The sequence below is a fragment of the Azospirillum sp. RU38E genome (genome assembly GCF_900188385.1).
GTDB lineage: Bacteria > Pseudomonadota > Alphaproteobacteria > Azospirillales > Azospirillaceae > Niveispirillum.
This window is the reverse complement of sequence record NZ_FZOI01000025.1, coordinates 40,788-55,948: the sequence shown is the minus strand read 5'-3', so window position 1 is coordinate 55,948 and position 15,161 is coordinate 40,788. Positions and strand designations below refer to the sequence as shown.

The 15,161-nt window shown below is 64.0% G+C and carries 12 protein-coding genes; 2 read left to right on the top strand and 10 right to left on the bottom strand.

What is annotated here, in order from left to right; all coding sequences use genetic code 11:
• The 5 genes from CHB97_RS23690 to CHB97_RS23675 form a co-directional block, all read right to left on the bottom strand.
• A partial coding sequence (locus CHB97_RS23690; protein WP_200819940.1) for a transposase occupies nt 1–468 on the bottom strand: 468 nt, incomplete at its 3' end.
• A gap of 109 nt (nt 469–577) precedes the next feature.
• On the bottom strand, nt 578–1,078 hold the full coding sequence (locus CHB97_RS26220; protein WP_143271164.1) for a hypothetical protein: 501 nt from the start codon (nt 1,076–1,078) through the stop codon (nt 578–580).
• Nucleotides 1,078–5,424 (bottom strand): RHS repeat-associated core domain-containing protein, encoded by a 4,347-nt coding sequence (locus CHB97_RS23685; RefSeq protein ID WP_089290497.1) that lies wholly within the window; start codon nt 5,422–5,424, stop codon nt 1,078–1,080. The genes CHB97_RS26220 and CHB97_RS23685 overlap by 1 nt, the downstream gene beginning before the upstream one ends.
• Nucleotides 5,425–5,427: 3 nt before the next feature.
• The gene (locus CHB97_RS23680) at nt 5,428–5,877 is read right to left on the bottom strand and encodes a DcrB-related protein (protein WP_089290496.1); all 450 of its coding nucleotides are present in this window, start codon (nt 5,875–5,877) and stop codon (nt 5,428–5,430) included.
• A gap of 30 nt (nt 5,878–5,907) precedes the next feature.
• Nucleotides 5,908–6,558, bottom strand: coding sequence for a hypothetical protein (locus CHB97_RS23675; protein WP_089290495.1), 651 nt, complete (start codon nt 6,556–6,558; stop codon nt 5,908–5,910).
• 357 nt (nt 6,559–6,915) lie between these two features.
• On the opposite strand from CHB97_RS23675, the gene CHB97_RS23670 reads away from it, so the two are divergent.
• A complete protein-coding gene (locus CHB97_RS23670) occupies nt 6,916–7,308 on the top strand; it encodes an NUDIX domain-containing protein (RefSeq protein ID WP_089290494.1) in 393 nt (130 codons plus the stop codon).
• Here CHB97_RS23670 and plsY read toward each other — a convergent pair.
• From plsY to CHB97_RS23645, 5 genes are all read right to left on the bottom strand, one after another.
• Nucleotides 7,305–7,937 carry a glycerol-3-phosphate 1-O-acyltransferase PlsY gene (gene plsY, locus CHB97_RS23665; protein ID WP_200820099.1) on the bottom strand — a complete coding sequence of 211 codons (633 nt, stop codon included), beginning with the start codon at nt 7,935–7,937 and terminating at the stop codon, nt 7,305–7,307. The two genes, CHB97_RS23670 and plsY, sit on opposite strands and share 4 nt — an antisense overlap.
• Nucleotides 7,938–7,982: 45 nt before the next feature.
• Nucleotides 7,983–9,275 carry a dihydroorotase gene (pyrC, locus tag CHB97_RS23660; protein ID WP_089290493.1) on the bottom strand — a complete coding sequence of 431 codons (1,293 nt, stop codon included), beginning with the start codon at nt 9,273–9,275 and terminating at the stop codon, nt 7,983–7,985.
• Between the two features lie 64 nt (nt 9,276–9,339).
• A complete protein-coding gene (locus tag CHB97_RS23655) occupies nt 9,340–10,299 on the bottom strand; it encodes an aspartate carbamoyltransferase catalytic subunit (protein WP_089290492.1) in 960 nt (319 codons plus the stop codon).
• A gap of 120 nt (nt 10,300–10,419) precedes the next feature.
• The gene (locus tag CHB97_RS23650) at nt 10,420–11,964 is read right to left on the bottom strand and encodes an alkaline phosphatase D family protein (protein WP_143271162.1); all 1,545 of its coding nucleotides are present in this window, start codon (nt 11,962–11,964) and stop codon (nt 10,420–10,422) included.
• Nucleotides 11,965–12,106: 142 nt separating this feature from the next.
• Nucleotides 12,107–12,328, bottom strand: a complete 222-nt coding sequence (locus CHB97_RS23645; RefSeq protein ID WP_244559684.1) for a zf-HC2 domain-containing protein — start codon at nt 12,326–12,328, stop codon at nt 12,107–12,109.
• A 349-nt stretch (nt 12,329–12,677) separates the two neighbouring features.
• Between CHB97_RS23645 and CHB97_RS23640 the strand changes: the two genes are divergently transcribed.
• Nucleotides 12,678–15,161 carry a glycogen/starch/alpha-glucan phosphorylase gene (locus CHB97_RS23640; protein ID WP_089290489.1) on the top strand — a complete coding sequence of 828 codons (2,484 nt, stop codon included), beginning with the start codon at nt 12,678–12,680 and terminating at the stop codon, nt 15,159–15,161.

Below are 15,161 nucleotides of genomic sequence, written 5' to 3'. Positions count from 1 at the left end.
CCGCTCCGGCGCTGTCGCATAACTGCCGGTGAACAGTTCGACATACAGATCCTGCAGGCGTGACGGCTGCGCGGTGAACTTGTGATAACGCCGGTTGGCCTCCTCGAAACGCCGCTCCAGCCGGCCCAGCGTCGAACTCCCGGCCAGCGCCGGCAACGGCGCGCCACCCGCTATCCGCGGCCTGGCTGCCGCCGTCACCTTCAACAGCGGATCGTGGCGCATCCGGTCGTGATCGTTGAGGTCCTCGTACCCCAGCGCCATGGCGATGACCCGCTGCGCCAGCAGATCGGGCAGCGCATGCGTCACCTGCTTACGGTTGCGTCGGTCCTCAAAGCAGGCCGCCATCCGCTCAAACAAATTCAGCCGACCGGCCACCTCACGCAACAGCAGCCCGCCCGCATCCGAGGTGATTTCTCCCCCGTCAAACGCCCCCATGACCACCCGCCGACCATGATCCGCAAACCGCATCCCGAAAAACACCCTGTAAATTCTTAACCGCTCCAAAATAAGGGTAATTACTTGTTGTCAAAAATAAATCCGGAAAAATGCCAGCTGCCGGTGACAAATCCGGGTTGAACTATTTCAGTGTTGGAGTGGTTACGGATAAAGATACGAGATCGACGCGATCATCATTGTTAAGCTGAATATGTAAAACATCATCTCCAATCATATATTTTATCCACATTGGAGCATTTTTTTTTAGTAGCTTCACATAATTTCCGCCGCCAGCAGAATATGGTTCTCCCATCTTTCTTAATACATCGTCCTTTGTGTCTCCAAAGTTTAAGTTATGCGGCATTTCTTCAGAGTATTTTGCATTTTTTTCATACCCATCAGAATAGAAATGTATACTATCTACATACATGGTATTTTCGTCTCCGGGTTCGTAATTATTTATCACCCATGGAGCTTCTTTCAGCATTATGGATAATCCATGATTATTGAAATTCATGAATCCGACATGTGCAGATTTATTCAATCCATTATCTGCTATATTAGATAAGGCAGCGACTTCTGGATCTGTTACAGGCTTCCTTAGAAGTTTACTCATCCGGTCAAATCGGAAATCAACTTTCATTATAGTCCTCCAGAGATCTCTCGAATTTGCGCGGCGGCTGCCTCCGCCGCCGCTTTATTCTCGAAACTTGCACCATCAATCATCGCTTGGGAATCACGATAAGCAGCGCCTTGTGGATTCAATGCATCGGCCTGGATTTGGGACGGTGTGTTTCGACCGCCAAACGTTGGGCTTTGTTGGCGATGCCAATCTTGCGGTACCGCGACGGCCGTTCCCTCATCTCGAACCTGTATTATTTCCGCTGGGGTCAGCCGCCGCCCCAATTCCGCCTCTGTCCGAGCAATATTCGATGCATGAGAGGGTTGGTGGTCAATATCTAGTTTGTCACCGGCAAGAGAACGGTTGCGCAGGTTCTTATAAGTATCAACTTCATAAGGATTGACGCCTTTTCCATCTACCCCACAACTCAACCCCAACGGATCGACCCATTCTACCGGATTCGGCGCGTAAGCCGCAAGGTTGCTGCCGCCGGCCAGCCGGATCGGGTCTTGAGTGGTGAAGCAGCCCTCGTTGGGGGCGTAGTAGCGGTGGCGGTTATAGTGCAAGCCGGTTTCAGCGTCGTGATACTGGCCCTGGAAGCGCAGAGGGTTTTCCACCTCCGCCACATGCAGCTTCGCCAAGGCCCCCCAGGCACGGTATTCCGCCTGCCAGACCAGCTCGCCATTATCGTTGGTCAGTTCCTGCGGCGTGCCCAGATGGTCTAGGTGGTAATGATAGACCTGTGACCTCTGATCCGCCCCGCCATTGCGGCGCAGTTGGGCCAGCGGGCGGAAGCTGCCGGGTTCGTGCAGATAGACCACGGCCAACGGGTCGGGGCTGGGGGCATCGAGCGCGTGGGCGGCGCTTTCGCCCAGCAACACATCGCCATCCCAGAGGAAATCCGTGCGCTGCCAGACCAGACCTGCGCCATCGCCGCCGGGGGAGGGGGTATCGTCATTGGCGCTGGCGGGGGGCAGATGGGCGGTCTGTTTCCACAGCCGCCGCCCGAAGGCGTCATAGCCATAGCGCGCCAGCGTCCGGCCCCGCCGATCCTGCCGATCCACCGCGACCAAGCGGTTGCTGGCATCATAGCGATAGGTCAGTGAGACGGCGCCGCCGGCGGCCCGCCATTCCCGCACCCGGTTGCCCCAGGCATCATACTGGAACTTGGCATCGCCATGTACCAGCAGCCGGTCGCCCTTGGCCTCCCCACCCCAGAAACCGGCATCGGCACCAGAGGACAGGATATTGCCCGCCGGATCGGGAACGAAACTTTCCGGGTTGGTGCCTTCCACGGCCAACAGCCGGTCGCAGGCATCATAGCGATAGCGCCGCACCCCGCGCTTGGCATCCTCAATCGCCACCAGCGCGTCGGCACCATCATAGCCATAGGCCCGGCTGAAGCTGACAGCCCCGCCGCGACGCACCCCTTTCTGGCGGATCAGGCGGCCTTGCGGGTCAAAATCCTGGCGCTGGAAAATGCTGCCGGCTTGGCGACCGATCTCCCGCCCCGCCGCGTCGCGCTGGAAACGGGCAATCTCCCGCCCGTCACAGCCCACGGCAGACGGCAGGCCATCATCACCCCAGGCCAGTTCCACCCGCCGCCCATCGGGCAGCAGGGTGGCCGTGCGGCGACCGCGCGCATCATGCAGATGGCGGATTTCCTGGCTGCCCTGGCGTTCCACCGCCAGCCGCCCATCGGTATCATAGGCGAACAGGTTAGCATGGTCCGGCGTTTCCGCCGCCAGCAACCTTCCCACCAGATCGTAACGATAGCGGTGGGACCGGCCATCGGCGAACCGTGCCGCCACCAGCCGGCCCAGCACATCGCGGCTGAACCGGGTGGCGCGGCCCTGGTCGGTGCTTTCCACCACAAAGCCGGCGGCATCGCGCCGGTACTGGATCAGCCGCCCGTCAAACCCGGTTTCTGCCACCAGCCGCCCGGCGGGATCGTAATCCAGCCGATAGCGTTCGCCCTTGGCGTTGGTCAGGCCGATCAGGTTCAGTTCGCTGTCGTAATGATACTGGAAGCGCGAGCCATCGGCGGCCATGCGTTCCAGCGGATAGGGCAAGCCGTCATAACGCCAGCGCGTCACCCGTCCCAGCGGGTCTTTATGGCGGGTTACATGGTCTTCGGCGTCATAATCCAGTTCCACCTTGCCGCCATCGGGGCGGTGGATGGTGACGGGGTTGCCATTTTCATCCCGGCTGAGGCGCAGCGGCGCATCGGTGCCGCGCTGGACGGAGATGACCCGGCCCAACGCATCATGATCATAGTGTCGATAGGGGCCTTTCTCCGTCGCCTCCGCCAGCAGGTCACCACCGGCGGACCAGGTGAAGCGCTGAATGGTGCCCAACGCATCGCGCAGCGCCAGCGGCAGGCCGCGCCCATCGCGCAGATAGGCTGTCTGCTGACCCGATGGGGAAATATGCTGGGCCAGATTGCCACGCGGATCATAGGTGAAGCGATGGCTGGCGCCATCGGCCTCCACCACCTGCACCGGGCGGCCCAGATCGGGCCGGGTAAGGTCTCCCTCGACCGGCACGCCATAGGCAAGGTGCAGCGCCGCCCCGTCAGGGCTGACACGTTCGACCAGCCGTCCCAAATCATCATAGGTCAGGCGCAGGGTGGCGCCGTCCGGCCCGGTGATGGATACCAGCCGTCCTGCCTGATCGAACTCCCGCTTCGTCACCTGACCCAGCGGGTCGGTTTCTTCATCGATCAGGTGCAGCGGGTTCCAGCGATAGAGGCTTTTTGCCCCGCGCCCGGTGACCACTTCGGTGGTGCGGGCGCTGGTGTCGTAGCGCAGCCTGGCATGGTAGAGCCCGTTCGTGCCCCAGGTTTCCACACAGCGGGCGGCACGGCCCCGCGCCACATCGTCCCAGACAAAATGGAAGGCCAGGCCGCCGCGCCGAACCTCCTCCACCAGCAGGTGGTTTTCGTAGCGATAGTGCCATTCATGGCCGCGCGCATCGGCGGCGGCCACCATGTCGCCCGCCTCATCATAGCGGAAGCTGACCAGCCGCAGCCGCCTTGGCTGACCATCCGCATCCGGCCCGTCTGGGTGGGGTGCGTCGATGGCGGTGATGCGCCTTGCATCGTCCGTCTGGACCCCGTATTCGCGCCCGGCACTGTCCATCAGGCCCAGCAGCCGGCCCTGATCGCCGCGTGACAGGCGGATGGCGTTGCCATTGGCATCCGCCACGCCCACCAGCCGGCGCAGGCCGGTGGCATCAGCCGGGCCGAACACCATGCGCGTGCCCTGATAATCGGTCAGCCAGTATTCCCGGCCATCCGTCTGCAGCAGCAGCTTTTCCACGCTGTTCAGGGCGGGGCGGCCGGGGGCGGGGTCAGTGAAGAAGGCCAGCCGCCCATCGCCCAGCCGCGCCGCACAGCCACCGCCGGCCGCCCAGCGATACAGCGCCATATCGAACGGGTGATGCCAGCCGGACCCCAACTCGCCCTGATGGGTGGAACTGGACATCCAGACCCGGCCCCAGACCAACGGCAGCGGCCCCGCCACCTCAAAATCCAGGGCTTCGGTGAACAGCTCCCCGCTGGCCACGTCGACCGGGTGGCCGGCGGTCATGCGGTTGCCCAGGCCACCGCCGGCAAAACCGCCAATGGAGCCGCCCAGCGTCTCACCGATGATGCGGCCGCGTTCACCCCAATAGGCCTGGCCGACGGCACCGCCAAGCTTGCCGCCGGCCATCCCCCCGGCCATGCCGCCCACGACCGTGCCGCCAAAGCGCGCCAGCCCGCAAAGGCCGCGCGCTACAAAGGCGGCACCCGCCCCGGCCCCCAGCCCCATCACGGAACCGGCAATGACCAGAACATTGGCGGTATCCACCATCCATTCCGGCACTTCGCTGTCAATCGGCAGGTAATTGCCCGGCTCCCGCCCGATGAATACATCGGGGGAGCCGGCGGCAATCACCCCGTCACATTCCAGCTTGTCCTTGATGCGGGCGGCGGGTTTGCCATTGATGATGACGGTGCGGCTGCCCTGGGCAATGCGTTGCGGCGTCGGGCCATGGTCGGAACATTTGCCCTTGTCTTCAATGGCACGGGCGGCCCGCTTGCCATTGATGATCACATTGTCTGAACAGGTGGGGGCGATTTCGCCGGCCGCATGGGTGACGGTGCTGCCCAGATCCTTGCCCAGAAGCGCGCCGCTGCCGGTTGCGGCCATCGCACCGCCCACCGCCCCGATGACGGCCAGGGCGGCACCGCCCGTTGCCACCGTCACGGCGACAATTGCGATGCCCGCCGCCAGGCCGATGGCGGCACCGACCAGAAAACCGGCCATAGCACTGCTATGTTCGATCGGGTCGCCTTCGCGGGCGGCGTTGAATTCCCCATCCATGGTTCAGGTCGCCGCGCCCGGTGCCGGCCAGGTGAAGCTGTTCAGCATGGCCAGGAACTGCTGATCACAGGCAGCAAAGCGTTCCGCCGGGGCGGTATTGACGATGGAAATCAGGCGCCCATCCGGCAATTGGGCATAAAGCTGGCGCTGTTTCACCATGCCGGCCCCGGAATTCCACTGGAACAGCACCTCCACCGCCTGCCGGCCCGACAGCATGACATCGCGCCGCAATTCCAGTTGGAAGCCCTGGGCGCGGGCGGTCAGGTCGGCCATCTGCCGGTTGACATAGGCCCCCAGTGCCTCCCCCGGACGGGGGCGATCATAGGCCACCATGATATTGGGCGCGACCGGGCCGCTATTATCCGATGGGCCGGCCCAGGCGATCATCGACCGGTCGGTCCAGTCATCCGGCAATTGGAAGCTGAAATCGCGGGTGCGGCAGGTCTGCGACATGAAATGTCCTGAACGAAAAATGGGGAGGGATCAACCCGGCTGGCGCAGGGCACGGGCCACGGAAACGGCCTGATCGATCTTCGGGTTCCCGGTGCTGGGGGCGGCGGCCAGCAGATCGTCGGCCTTGGGCATCTCCCCCGCCATCGCCTTGGCCGCCAGCGATGAAGCTGCCCCCCCGCCGGGGCTGCTGGCGGCCGTGCCGGGCATCAGGCCCTGCAGGCTGGACAGGGCATTCTGGCCGGCCGGGGCAAGGCTGCCCGCCACGGCGTCCAGATCGGCGGATCGGGGCAGGGTGCCGGGCAGCGCCGCAGCCCCGCCGGCCCCGGCTGTGCCCGGCAGGTTGGCCCCCAGGGCGGACGCGGCTTGCGCCATGCCGCCCTGCAGCAGGCTGCTTGCCGCCTGCATCCCCGGCACGGCATTGCCCAAGGCAGAGGCTGCCTGTGCCATGCCGGCATTCAGGGCACTGGCGGCACCGGCCTGCGGCCCGCCAGCGGCCAGTGACTGGGCCATTTGCAGCGCTGGGTTCAGCAATTGTCCGGCCGGCCCCGGCAGCGTCTGGGCCGCCATTTTGGCCATCTCCGCCAGCGCACCCGGTGTTTGCAGGTTAAACGGGGTGAAGGGCGGAATACCCAGGCTGGAGCCGATGGCGCCCGGCTGGAACAGGGTGGCGAAGACCGACATGCCTCATAACCCTCGTCTCACTTGGGGTTCAGCAGCCATCCGTCTGCGCGATGCGGGTTTCCGCGCAGGACCGACGGATGGCACAACCCTTATTTACCGGAAACGCGAGGGCGCATTGCCCGATCTAACGGTGAGGGCGGGGGCGAAAGCGGGGTATTTCTGAAAGGGTATGAAGGGGGTTCTATCCGCCCATTTTCCAAGCGGTCAGTCCGTGCCGGTAATGACGCTTTGTGCAACAGGGGCGATGGGAGAAGGGAAAAGCGCCCGGAACCCCCTAAGCCAGCTTTGCCACCTGCTTGTCACGGTGCGATGTGGGGGATAAGAACGACTTCTGAGAGATGTCCGGGAGTACGGAAAATGACCCCACGGGTGGGCTGTGGCGCCTTTATCCAGGATGAAGAGGGGCGGTTGCTGCTGGTCAAACGGCGCCGTAACCCGGAGGCGGACCATTGGGGCCTGCCGGGCGGCAAGGTGGATTTTCTGGAAAAGGTGGCGGACACCGCGGTGCGGGAAATCGCCGAGGAACTGGGGGTGGAAATCGCGCTGACCGGGCTGCTCTGCGTCGTCGACCAGATTGATCGGGAGGCACCCAGCCACTGGATCAACCCTGTCCACCGCGCCCGGATCATTGCCGGGGAGCCGCGGGTGATGGAGCCCGACGCGCTGGCCGATTGGGGCTGGTTTGCCCTGGATGCGTTGCCGCAGCCCCTGACCCTGTCGACAAGGGCGGCGTTGGCGGCGGCGGCTTAGGCCGCCGTCTCCTTCTTCTTTGCCCCGATCTTCGGCTCGGTACCCTTCAGCAGCCGGGCGATATTTTCCTTGTGCCGGATGAAGACCAGTAGGGCGATGAAGACGCAGAGCCCGGCCACTGCCGGCCCAGCCAGGAACCAGGCGACCACGGGGCTGAGCCCGATGGCAATCAGGGCGGAAAGCGAGGAGATGCGGAAGGCGAAAGCGGCCAGCAGCCAGGTGCCGCAGGCGGACAGCCCCACCGGCCAGGCAATGGCCAGCAGCACGCCCAGTGCCGTGGCAACCCCCTTGCCACCCTTGAAACCCAGCCAGACCGGGAAGCTGTGGCCCAGCATGGAACCGGCGGCGGCGGCCACCGCTGCTTCCACCCCACCAAAATACAGCGCCAGCAGGGTGGCGATGCCGCCCTTGCCGCTATCCAGGATCAGGGTCAAGGCGGCTAGCGGCTTGTTCCCGGTGCGCAACACATTGGTGGCGCCGATATTGCCGCTGCCGATCTTGCGGATATCGCCATAGCCGGCCAGCCGGGTCAGCACCAGCCCGAACGGGATGGAGCCCAGGAAATAGCCGCCGGCAAAGGCGGCGATCAGCAGGCCCCAGGCCAGGGAAGTGGTTGCCGGTTCAACCATGATGGCGCCGATCCTTTTGTTCTTGTTGCTGCTGCGTGCGTCGGGTCAGGCGGCGCGGGTGAACACGCTGCGCCCATCCACGATGGTGCGCATCACCATGCCCTGAACCGGGCGTTTGTCGAAACAGCTATTCTTCGATTTCGACGCCAGTTTCTCCCCCTCGATCCGCCAGGGCCGGTCCAGATCGAACAGCACCAGATCGGCGGCCCCGCCCTTGGCCAGCCGGCCCAGATGCGTCAGACCCAGAATGTCGGCAGGGATATGGGTGACGGCGGCCAGCGCGCGGGCCAGCGGCACCTGGCCCTTATGATGCAGGTCCAGCACCAGCGGCAGCAGGGTTTCAAACCCGACGGCACCAAAGGCTGCCTGGGCGAAGGGCACGCGCTTGCTGTCCTGATCATGCGGCTGGTGGTCCGACGTGATGGCATCGATGGTGCCATCGGCCAGCCCTTCCACAATGGCCCGGCGATCCGTCTCGCTGCGCAGGGGGGGCTTCAGCTTGAAGAAGGTACGGTAATCGCCCACATCCATGTCCGTCAGGGAGAAATAGGGCGGGGCGGTGTCGCAGGTGATGGACAGCCCGCGCGCCTTGGCCCGGCGGATGACATTGACCGATTCGGCAGTGGAGATATTAGCGGCGTGGTAACGCCCGCCGGTCATTTCCACAAGCCGCAGGTCGCGTTCCAGCATGATGACTTCGGCCATGGCCGGAATGCCGGCAAGGCCCAGTTTGGTGGCGATCTCCCCGGAATTCATCACGCCGCCGGCCAAGCGCGGCTCGCTCGGATGCTGGAAAATGGTCTGGCCAAAGGTGCTGGCGTAGGAGAGCGCGCGGCGCATCAGGGCCGGGTCGGCGATGGGGCCGCCATCGGTAAAGCCAATGGCCCCGGCCTCCATCAACAGGCCGATCTCGGCCAGTTCTTTGCCGGCATTTTCCCGCGTCAGCGCGCCATAGGCGAAAATCTTCACCAGCTTGGTTTCACGCGCCCGGCGGGCGATGAATTCAATCCCCGCCACGTCATCGATCACCGGATCGGTGTTGGGCAGGGCCGCCAGGGCGGTGATACCGCCGGCGGCGGCACTGCGGCTGGCGGTCAGGATGGTTTCATTATGCTCAAACCCCGGCTCCCCCACGGACGCGCGCAGGTCCACCAGACCGGGGGCCAGACAAAGGCCGGTGCAATCCACCGCCGTCACCCCCTCCGGCACGCCATTGGCGAACAGGCCGGGACCGAAATCGGCAATACGGGTGCCTTCCACCAGAAGGCCACCTACGGCATCCAGGCCGGTGGCGGGATCGATCAGGCGGGCATTCAGATAGGCGGTGCGCTGGGTCATGGGGGCGTGTCCGGGCCGGCGGGCGGGAAGGGGCGATGGGGGCGGAACAGGGCGGCGGGTGGGCTCAGCCCTTGTTGCGCACCAGCAGATCCAGGCAGGCCATGCGCACGGCCACGCCCAGTTCCACCTGCTGTAAGATGACAGAGCGGTGGATATCGTCGGCCACCAGACTGTCGATCTCCACCCCGCGATTCATCGGGCCGGGATGCATGATCAGGGCGCCGGGCTTGGCCACGGCCAGCTTCTCATAATCCAGGCCGAAGAAGCGGAAATATTCCCGCTGGCTGGGCACGAACTGGCCCTGCATCCGTTCCAGTTGCAGACGCAGCATCATCACGATGTCGGCATCCTTCAGGCCGGTCTTCATCGAATGATGCACTTCCACGCTCAACTCCCCGATGGCGCTCGGCAGCAGGGTGGGCGGGGCCACCACGCGCACGTTGGCGCCCATGATGTTGAGCAGCTGGATGTTGGAGCGGGCGACGCGGCTGTGCAGGATATCGCCGCAGATGGCGACAGTCAGGCCCTTCAGCGTGCCCAGGCGGCGGCGGATGGTCAGCGCATCCAGCAGGGCCTGGGTCGGGTGTTCATGCTGGCCGTCGCCGGCATTCAGCACCGCGCAATTCACCTTGTCGGCCAGCAGCTTCGGCGCGCCCGATTCCTGGTGGCGAACCACCAGCGCATCCAGATGCATGGCGTTCAGGGTCATCGCCGTGTCGATCAGCGTCTCCCCCTTCTTCACCGAGCTGCCATCGACGGACATGTTGATGCAGTCGGCCCCCAGCCGGCGGGCCGCCAGTTCGAAACTGGTGCGGGTGCGGGTGGAGTTTTCGAAGAACAGGTTGACGACAGTGCGCCCGGCCAGCAGGTCGGACTTGGCCCCGGCGCGATTCTGTTCGACATAGCGGTCGGCCAGATCCAGCAGCAGGTTGATTTCCGGTGCCGTCAGCCCCTGGATGCCCAGCAGGTGCCGGTGGCTGAAACTGTCGGCGCGGCCGTCGATATCATGCGGATGGGTCGCCATGGGGCGCTGCCTCGGGGTCTGGAAACGGGGCTGGGTCGGTTGCGGCGGACTATAGCGCGGGACCGGGTGCAGGCAAGTGCGCGGCGCGGGGGGCAGGGTTTTATATTATATTGGCGGGGGTTAATCCCGCTGTCGCAGCGGAATCGACAGCGCCAGGGGGGCGGCCATGCCTTCGCCATACCATTCGGCCAGCAGGCCGCCTTCATCCGTGCCAGTCAGCGACAGCCAGTTGCGCACTGTCAGCAGGCGTTTTTCCCGGCCGGGCATCGGCTCCATGGTCAGGCGCAGGCCGCCGCGCAGCTTCTCCGGCTTGGCGGCCATCCGTTCCATCATATCCACCGCCAGCCCGTGCGGCGCCGGATGCACGATGCCGGAACTGACGCATTGGCGCAGGGTGACATCGCCGCTGTCGATCCGGCCATAGGCCCCCAGATGCACCTCCCCCGACAGGATGGTGACGGTGCAATTCTGCCGGCGGCTGAAATCCAGCAGCGCCTCCACCACCTGCAGCCATTCCTGCGTATGGGCGGGGCTGCGCCACTGGTCGCGCAGGTCATCTTCCATCTTCTGCCGGCCGGGGATCAGGTTCAGCACCCGTTCCAGCAGCCCGAAGGAGGTGAAGATCAGCGGCACGCTGGACATCACCAACAGATGCCCGCAGGCGGAAAAATGCTCCAGCCAGCGGGGCAGATGGCGCAGGCTGCGCAGGGAAAAGACCTGATCGGGCCGCCGTTCGCTGCGCAGGTCGGGTGCCAGGATGCCGATGCCATTGACCATGATGCCCTGGGTGAAGCCCGGCGGTTCCGGCGCCATCAGGGTTTCAATCGGGTCATCATCGGTCATGCCGATCTGGAACAGCCGGAAGGCGCGGCGGGCGGCACGGTAGATCGCCTGATAGACCGGGCTTTGCAGCAGCGATTCGGGGTGGGAGCCCCAGCCATCGATGATATCGTGATCATCCCACATGCGCAGGCCGGGCACGCTGGCCAGCATGGCGGCGGCTTCCGGCTGGTTCCAGGCATGGCGATAGGTTGCCAGATACCAGGCATCCAGTTCCCGCTCCAGCTCCGGTGGTTCTTTCACCGCCACCCGGCGCATCAGGGGGCGGGATGCGGCCTCCTTCAAGGCGGGTAGCTGCTCCCATAACCCGTCAGCATAGACCTGATCGCCGCCCATCAGCATCAGATGGAACGGGTTGGCCCGGTGGCGGCCCAGCAGATGGCCCCACATGGCGTTGCGGGACAGGCCCTCCGCCTGGATGGTGCTTTCATCCTCGCAACCGCCGCAGGCATTATAGGCAATGCGCGGGGCCATGGCCGTGCCGGGCACGGTGAAGCGCCAGCGCCGCTCATCCCCCTGGAAACCATAGGCGGCGTGGCCATCCTGCAGGCCACGCGGCACGGCGAAATCATAACGCCAGAGCTGCATCGGCCCGCTGGGGCAGGGCTGGGCATAGGCGTCGGAAAGGTTCGGCCCCACCGGGGGCATCTCGGCCCAGGCGTACAGGAAGCGCGGCGGCACCGGCAGCAGCACGCCTTCCACCAGCAGGTCCGGCGGTTCCTGATCGCCCTCCAGCAGAAAGGTGACGGCCACCCGCCAGCGCGCGGCCGACCCGGTGGCGCCACCGCTACCGCGCGCGTGCAGGATCGGTCCTAGCAGGACCACCTGGGGGCGCGGGGGTGGCCGTTTCCGTCGCGGCGGGGTGGGGTTCATCAAGGCGGTTGCGTGGGGGACGGGAAGGGGCGGCGCATCATGGCCGGAACCATGGCCGGCAGGGAAGGCCATATTGTGGCGGCCGGCCGCCCTTTCAATGGGGTCGCGGACCGCTATGCCGGCGCAGCAGGCTCAACATCTGTTCTGGCACCGGCTCCTCCAATACGGGATCATAAAGCTGATGCAAGGCTTCCGTGTTGCGCTGATAGCGCTTCAACAGTTCGGCCGCGGCCGGGTCGGCTGCCAGGGCGGCTTCCACCTCCCGACGCTGGGCCGGGGAAAGGGCGCCATCCATATAGGCGTTGATATCGCTCATGGTCAGCCGTTTCATGTCATCACTATATCTGGAACGAAACAATCACCAGTGGCCGTGCCTTGCACATCGATCAGCGGCCTGTTCAACAACATATGCCCGGCCCGGATGTTCCGTGCCCGTTTACCCACCTTTTCTGAGCCGGGGTACCCCGGTCGGATATTGTATATCAGCGCGGCGGCCAGCGCCATCCACTTCCCCGGCGCGGCGGGGTTGCGACAGCGGTGACAAAGCGTTTCGTTGCGTATTGTTGACACAAAATCAATATTAGACAGTGAAAATGCCCGTCTCCCCCAAGTCGGGAAGCGTGACCGGCGCGGCCGGCCGGATGGTATGGGAAAGACAGTTACCTATGGATGCCCGTTTCAAATCCCGTGAGATCGGCCGCAAGGCATTGGATGTCGATGCGCTGAAACGATCCTTCGTTGAATGGCTGGTCTATTCCGTCGGCAAGGATGCCCGCGCCGCCACACGGCGCGACTGGTTCAACAGCGCCGCCCTGGCCGTGCGGGACCGGGTGGTGGATCGCTGGATGGATACCACCCGCGCCGTCTATGCCGCCGATGCCAAGCGTATCTACTACTTCTCCATGGAATTCCTGATCGGGCGGCTGCTGCTTAACAACCTCTCCAACCTGGGGCTGGTGGAGGAGGCACGCGAAGCGCTGGACCGGCTGGGCCTGCGCCTGGAAGAGGTGCTGGAGATGGAGCCGGACCCGGCGCTGGGCAATGGCGGGCTGGGCCGGCTGGCCGCCTGTTTCCTGGATAGCATGGCCACCCGCAACCTGCCCGGCTATGGCTATGGCATCCGTTACGAATATGGCCTGTTCGAACAGGAATTCGATCATGGCTGGCAGGTGGAAACGCCGGACAACTGGCTGCGCTTTGGCAACCCGTGGGAATTCGCCCGGCCGGAAGTGCTGTACCCTGTGCATTTCTATGGCCATGTGGAGCGGGTGCGCGATGGGCGCGGGATTGAGCGCGCCCAATGGACCGGCACCGACATGGTGCACGCCATGGCGTTCGACACGCCGGTGGTCGGCTATGGCGGGGAGACGATCAACACGCTGCGCCTGTGGTCTGCCCGCGCCGCGCATGATTTCAGCTTCAGCGATTTCAATGATGGCGATTATCTGAAGGCGGTGGAAGGCAAGGTTCTGTCGGAGAATCTGTCCCGCGTGCTCTACCCCAATGACGCTACGGAGGTGGGGCGGGAGTTGCGGCTGAAGCAGGAATATTTCTTCACCAGCGCCAGCATCCAGGACATCCTGCGCCGGTATCTGCAGCATCACCGCGATTTTGACAGCCTGCCCGACAAGGCGGCCATCCAGCTTAATGATACCCATCCCGCCATCGGCATTGCCGAGCTGATGCGGCTGCTGATCGACCAGCATGGGCTGGAATGGGAGCACGCCTGGGACGTCACCCGCCGTACCTTCAGCTATACCAACCACACCCTGCTGCCGGAGGCGCTGGAATCCTGGCCGGTGCGGCTGCTGGAACGGGTGCTGCCCCGCCATATGCAGATCATTTATGAGATCAATGCCCGGTTCTTGAACCAGATAAAGTCCCATGCCGATATCAGCACCATCCAGCGCCTCTCGCTGATTGATGAAAATGGCGACCGGCGGGTGCGCATGGGCAATCTGGCCTTTCTGGGCAGCCACAAGGTCAATGGTGTCTCGGCCCTGCATACCGACCTGATGCGCAAGACGGTGTTTGCCGATTTCCACCGCGAATTCCCCGACCGCATCACCAACAAGACCAATGGCATCACCCCGCGCCGCTGGCTGTTGCAGGCCAACCCGGCCCTGTCGGCCCTGATCACCAGCCGTATCGGTTCCGGCTGGGTAATGGATCTGGAACAGTTGGGCGCCCTGCGGGAGCGGGCGGACGATCCCGTCTTCCGGGAGGAATTCCGCCGCGCCAAGCGCCAGAACAAGAAGCGGCTGGCCGCCTATATCACCCGCCACCTGAAGGTGGATATCGACATTGACAGCTTGTTCGATGTGCAGGTGAAGCGCATCCATGAATATAAGCGCCAGTTGCTGAACCTGTTGCAGACGGTGGCGCTGTATAATGACATCCGCGACAACCCCACCCGGGAGTTCGTGCCGGTCACCAAGATTTTGGCCGGCAAGGCGGCCCCCGCCTATACCCAGGCCAAGCTGATCATCAAGCTGGCCAATGACATTGCGCGGGTGATCAATCAAGACCCGGTGGTGAAGGGGCGGCTGCGGCTGGTGATGCTGCCCAATTACAATGTCACCCAAGCTGAACTGATCATGCCGGCGGCCGACCTGTCGGAACAGATTTCCACGGCGGGGATGGAGGCATCAGGCACCGGCAATATGAAGCTGGCGCTGAATGGGGCGCTGACCATCGGCACCCTGGATGGGGCCAATGTGGAAATGCGCGATCATGTCGGGGCGGAGAATATCTTCATCTTCGGCATGAATGCGGCGGAGGTGCAGGAGCTGCGCCAGGGCGGTGCCTTTGATCCGCGTCAGGTGGTGGCCACCAACCCGCGGCTGAAGCGGGCGCTGGACATGATCGGTTCCGGCATCTTCTCCCCCGACGATCCGCGCCGTTTCCAGCCCATTGTCGACAGTCTGCTGAATGGCGACCATTTCCTGGTCACGGCGGATTTCGAGGATTACTGCAACACCCACGCAACGGCGGCAGAGCTGTACCGCAGTCAGGATGAATGGACGGCCAAGGCCATCTTGAACACGGCCGGCATGGGCTGGTTCTCCTCTGACCGCACCATCATGGATTATGCGACGGAGATCTGGAACGTGTCCCCCGTGCTGCCGATGACGGGCGATGGGGATTGA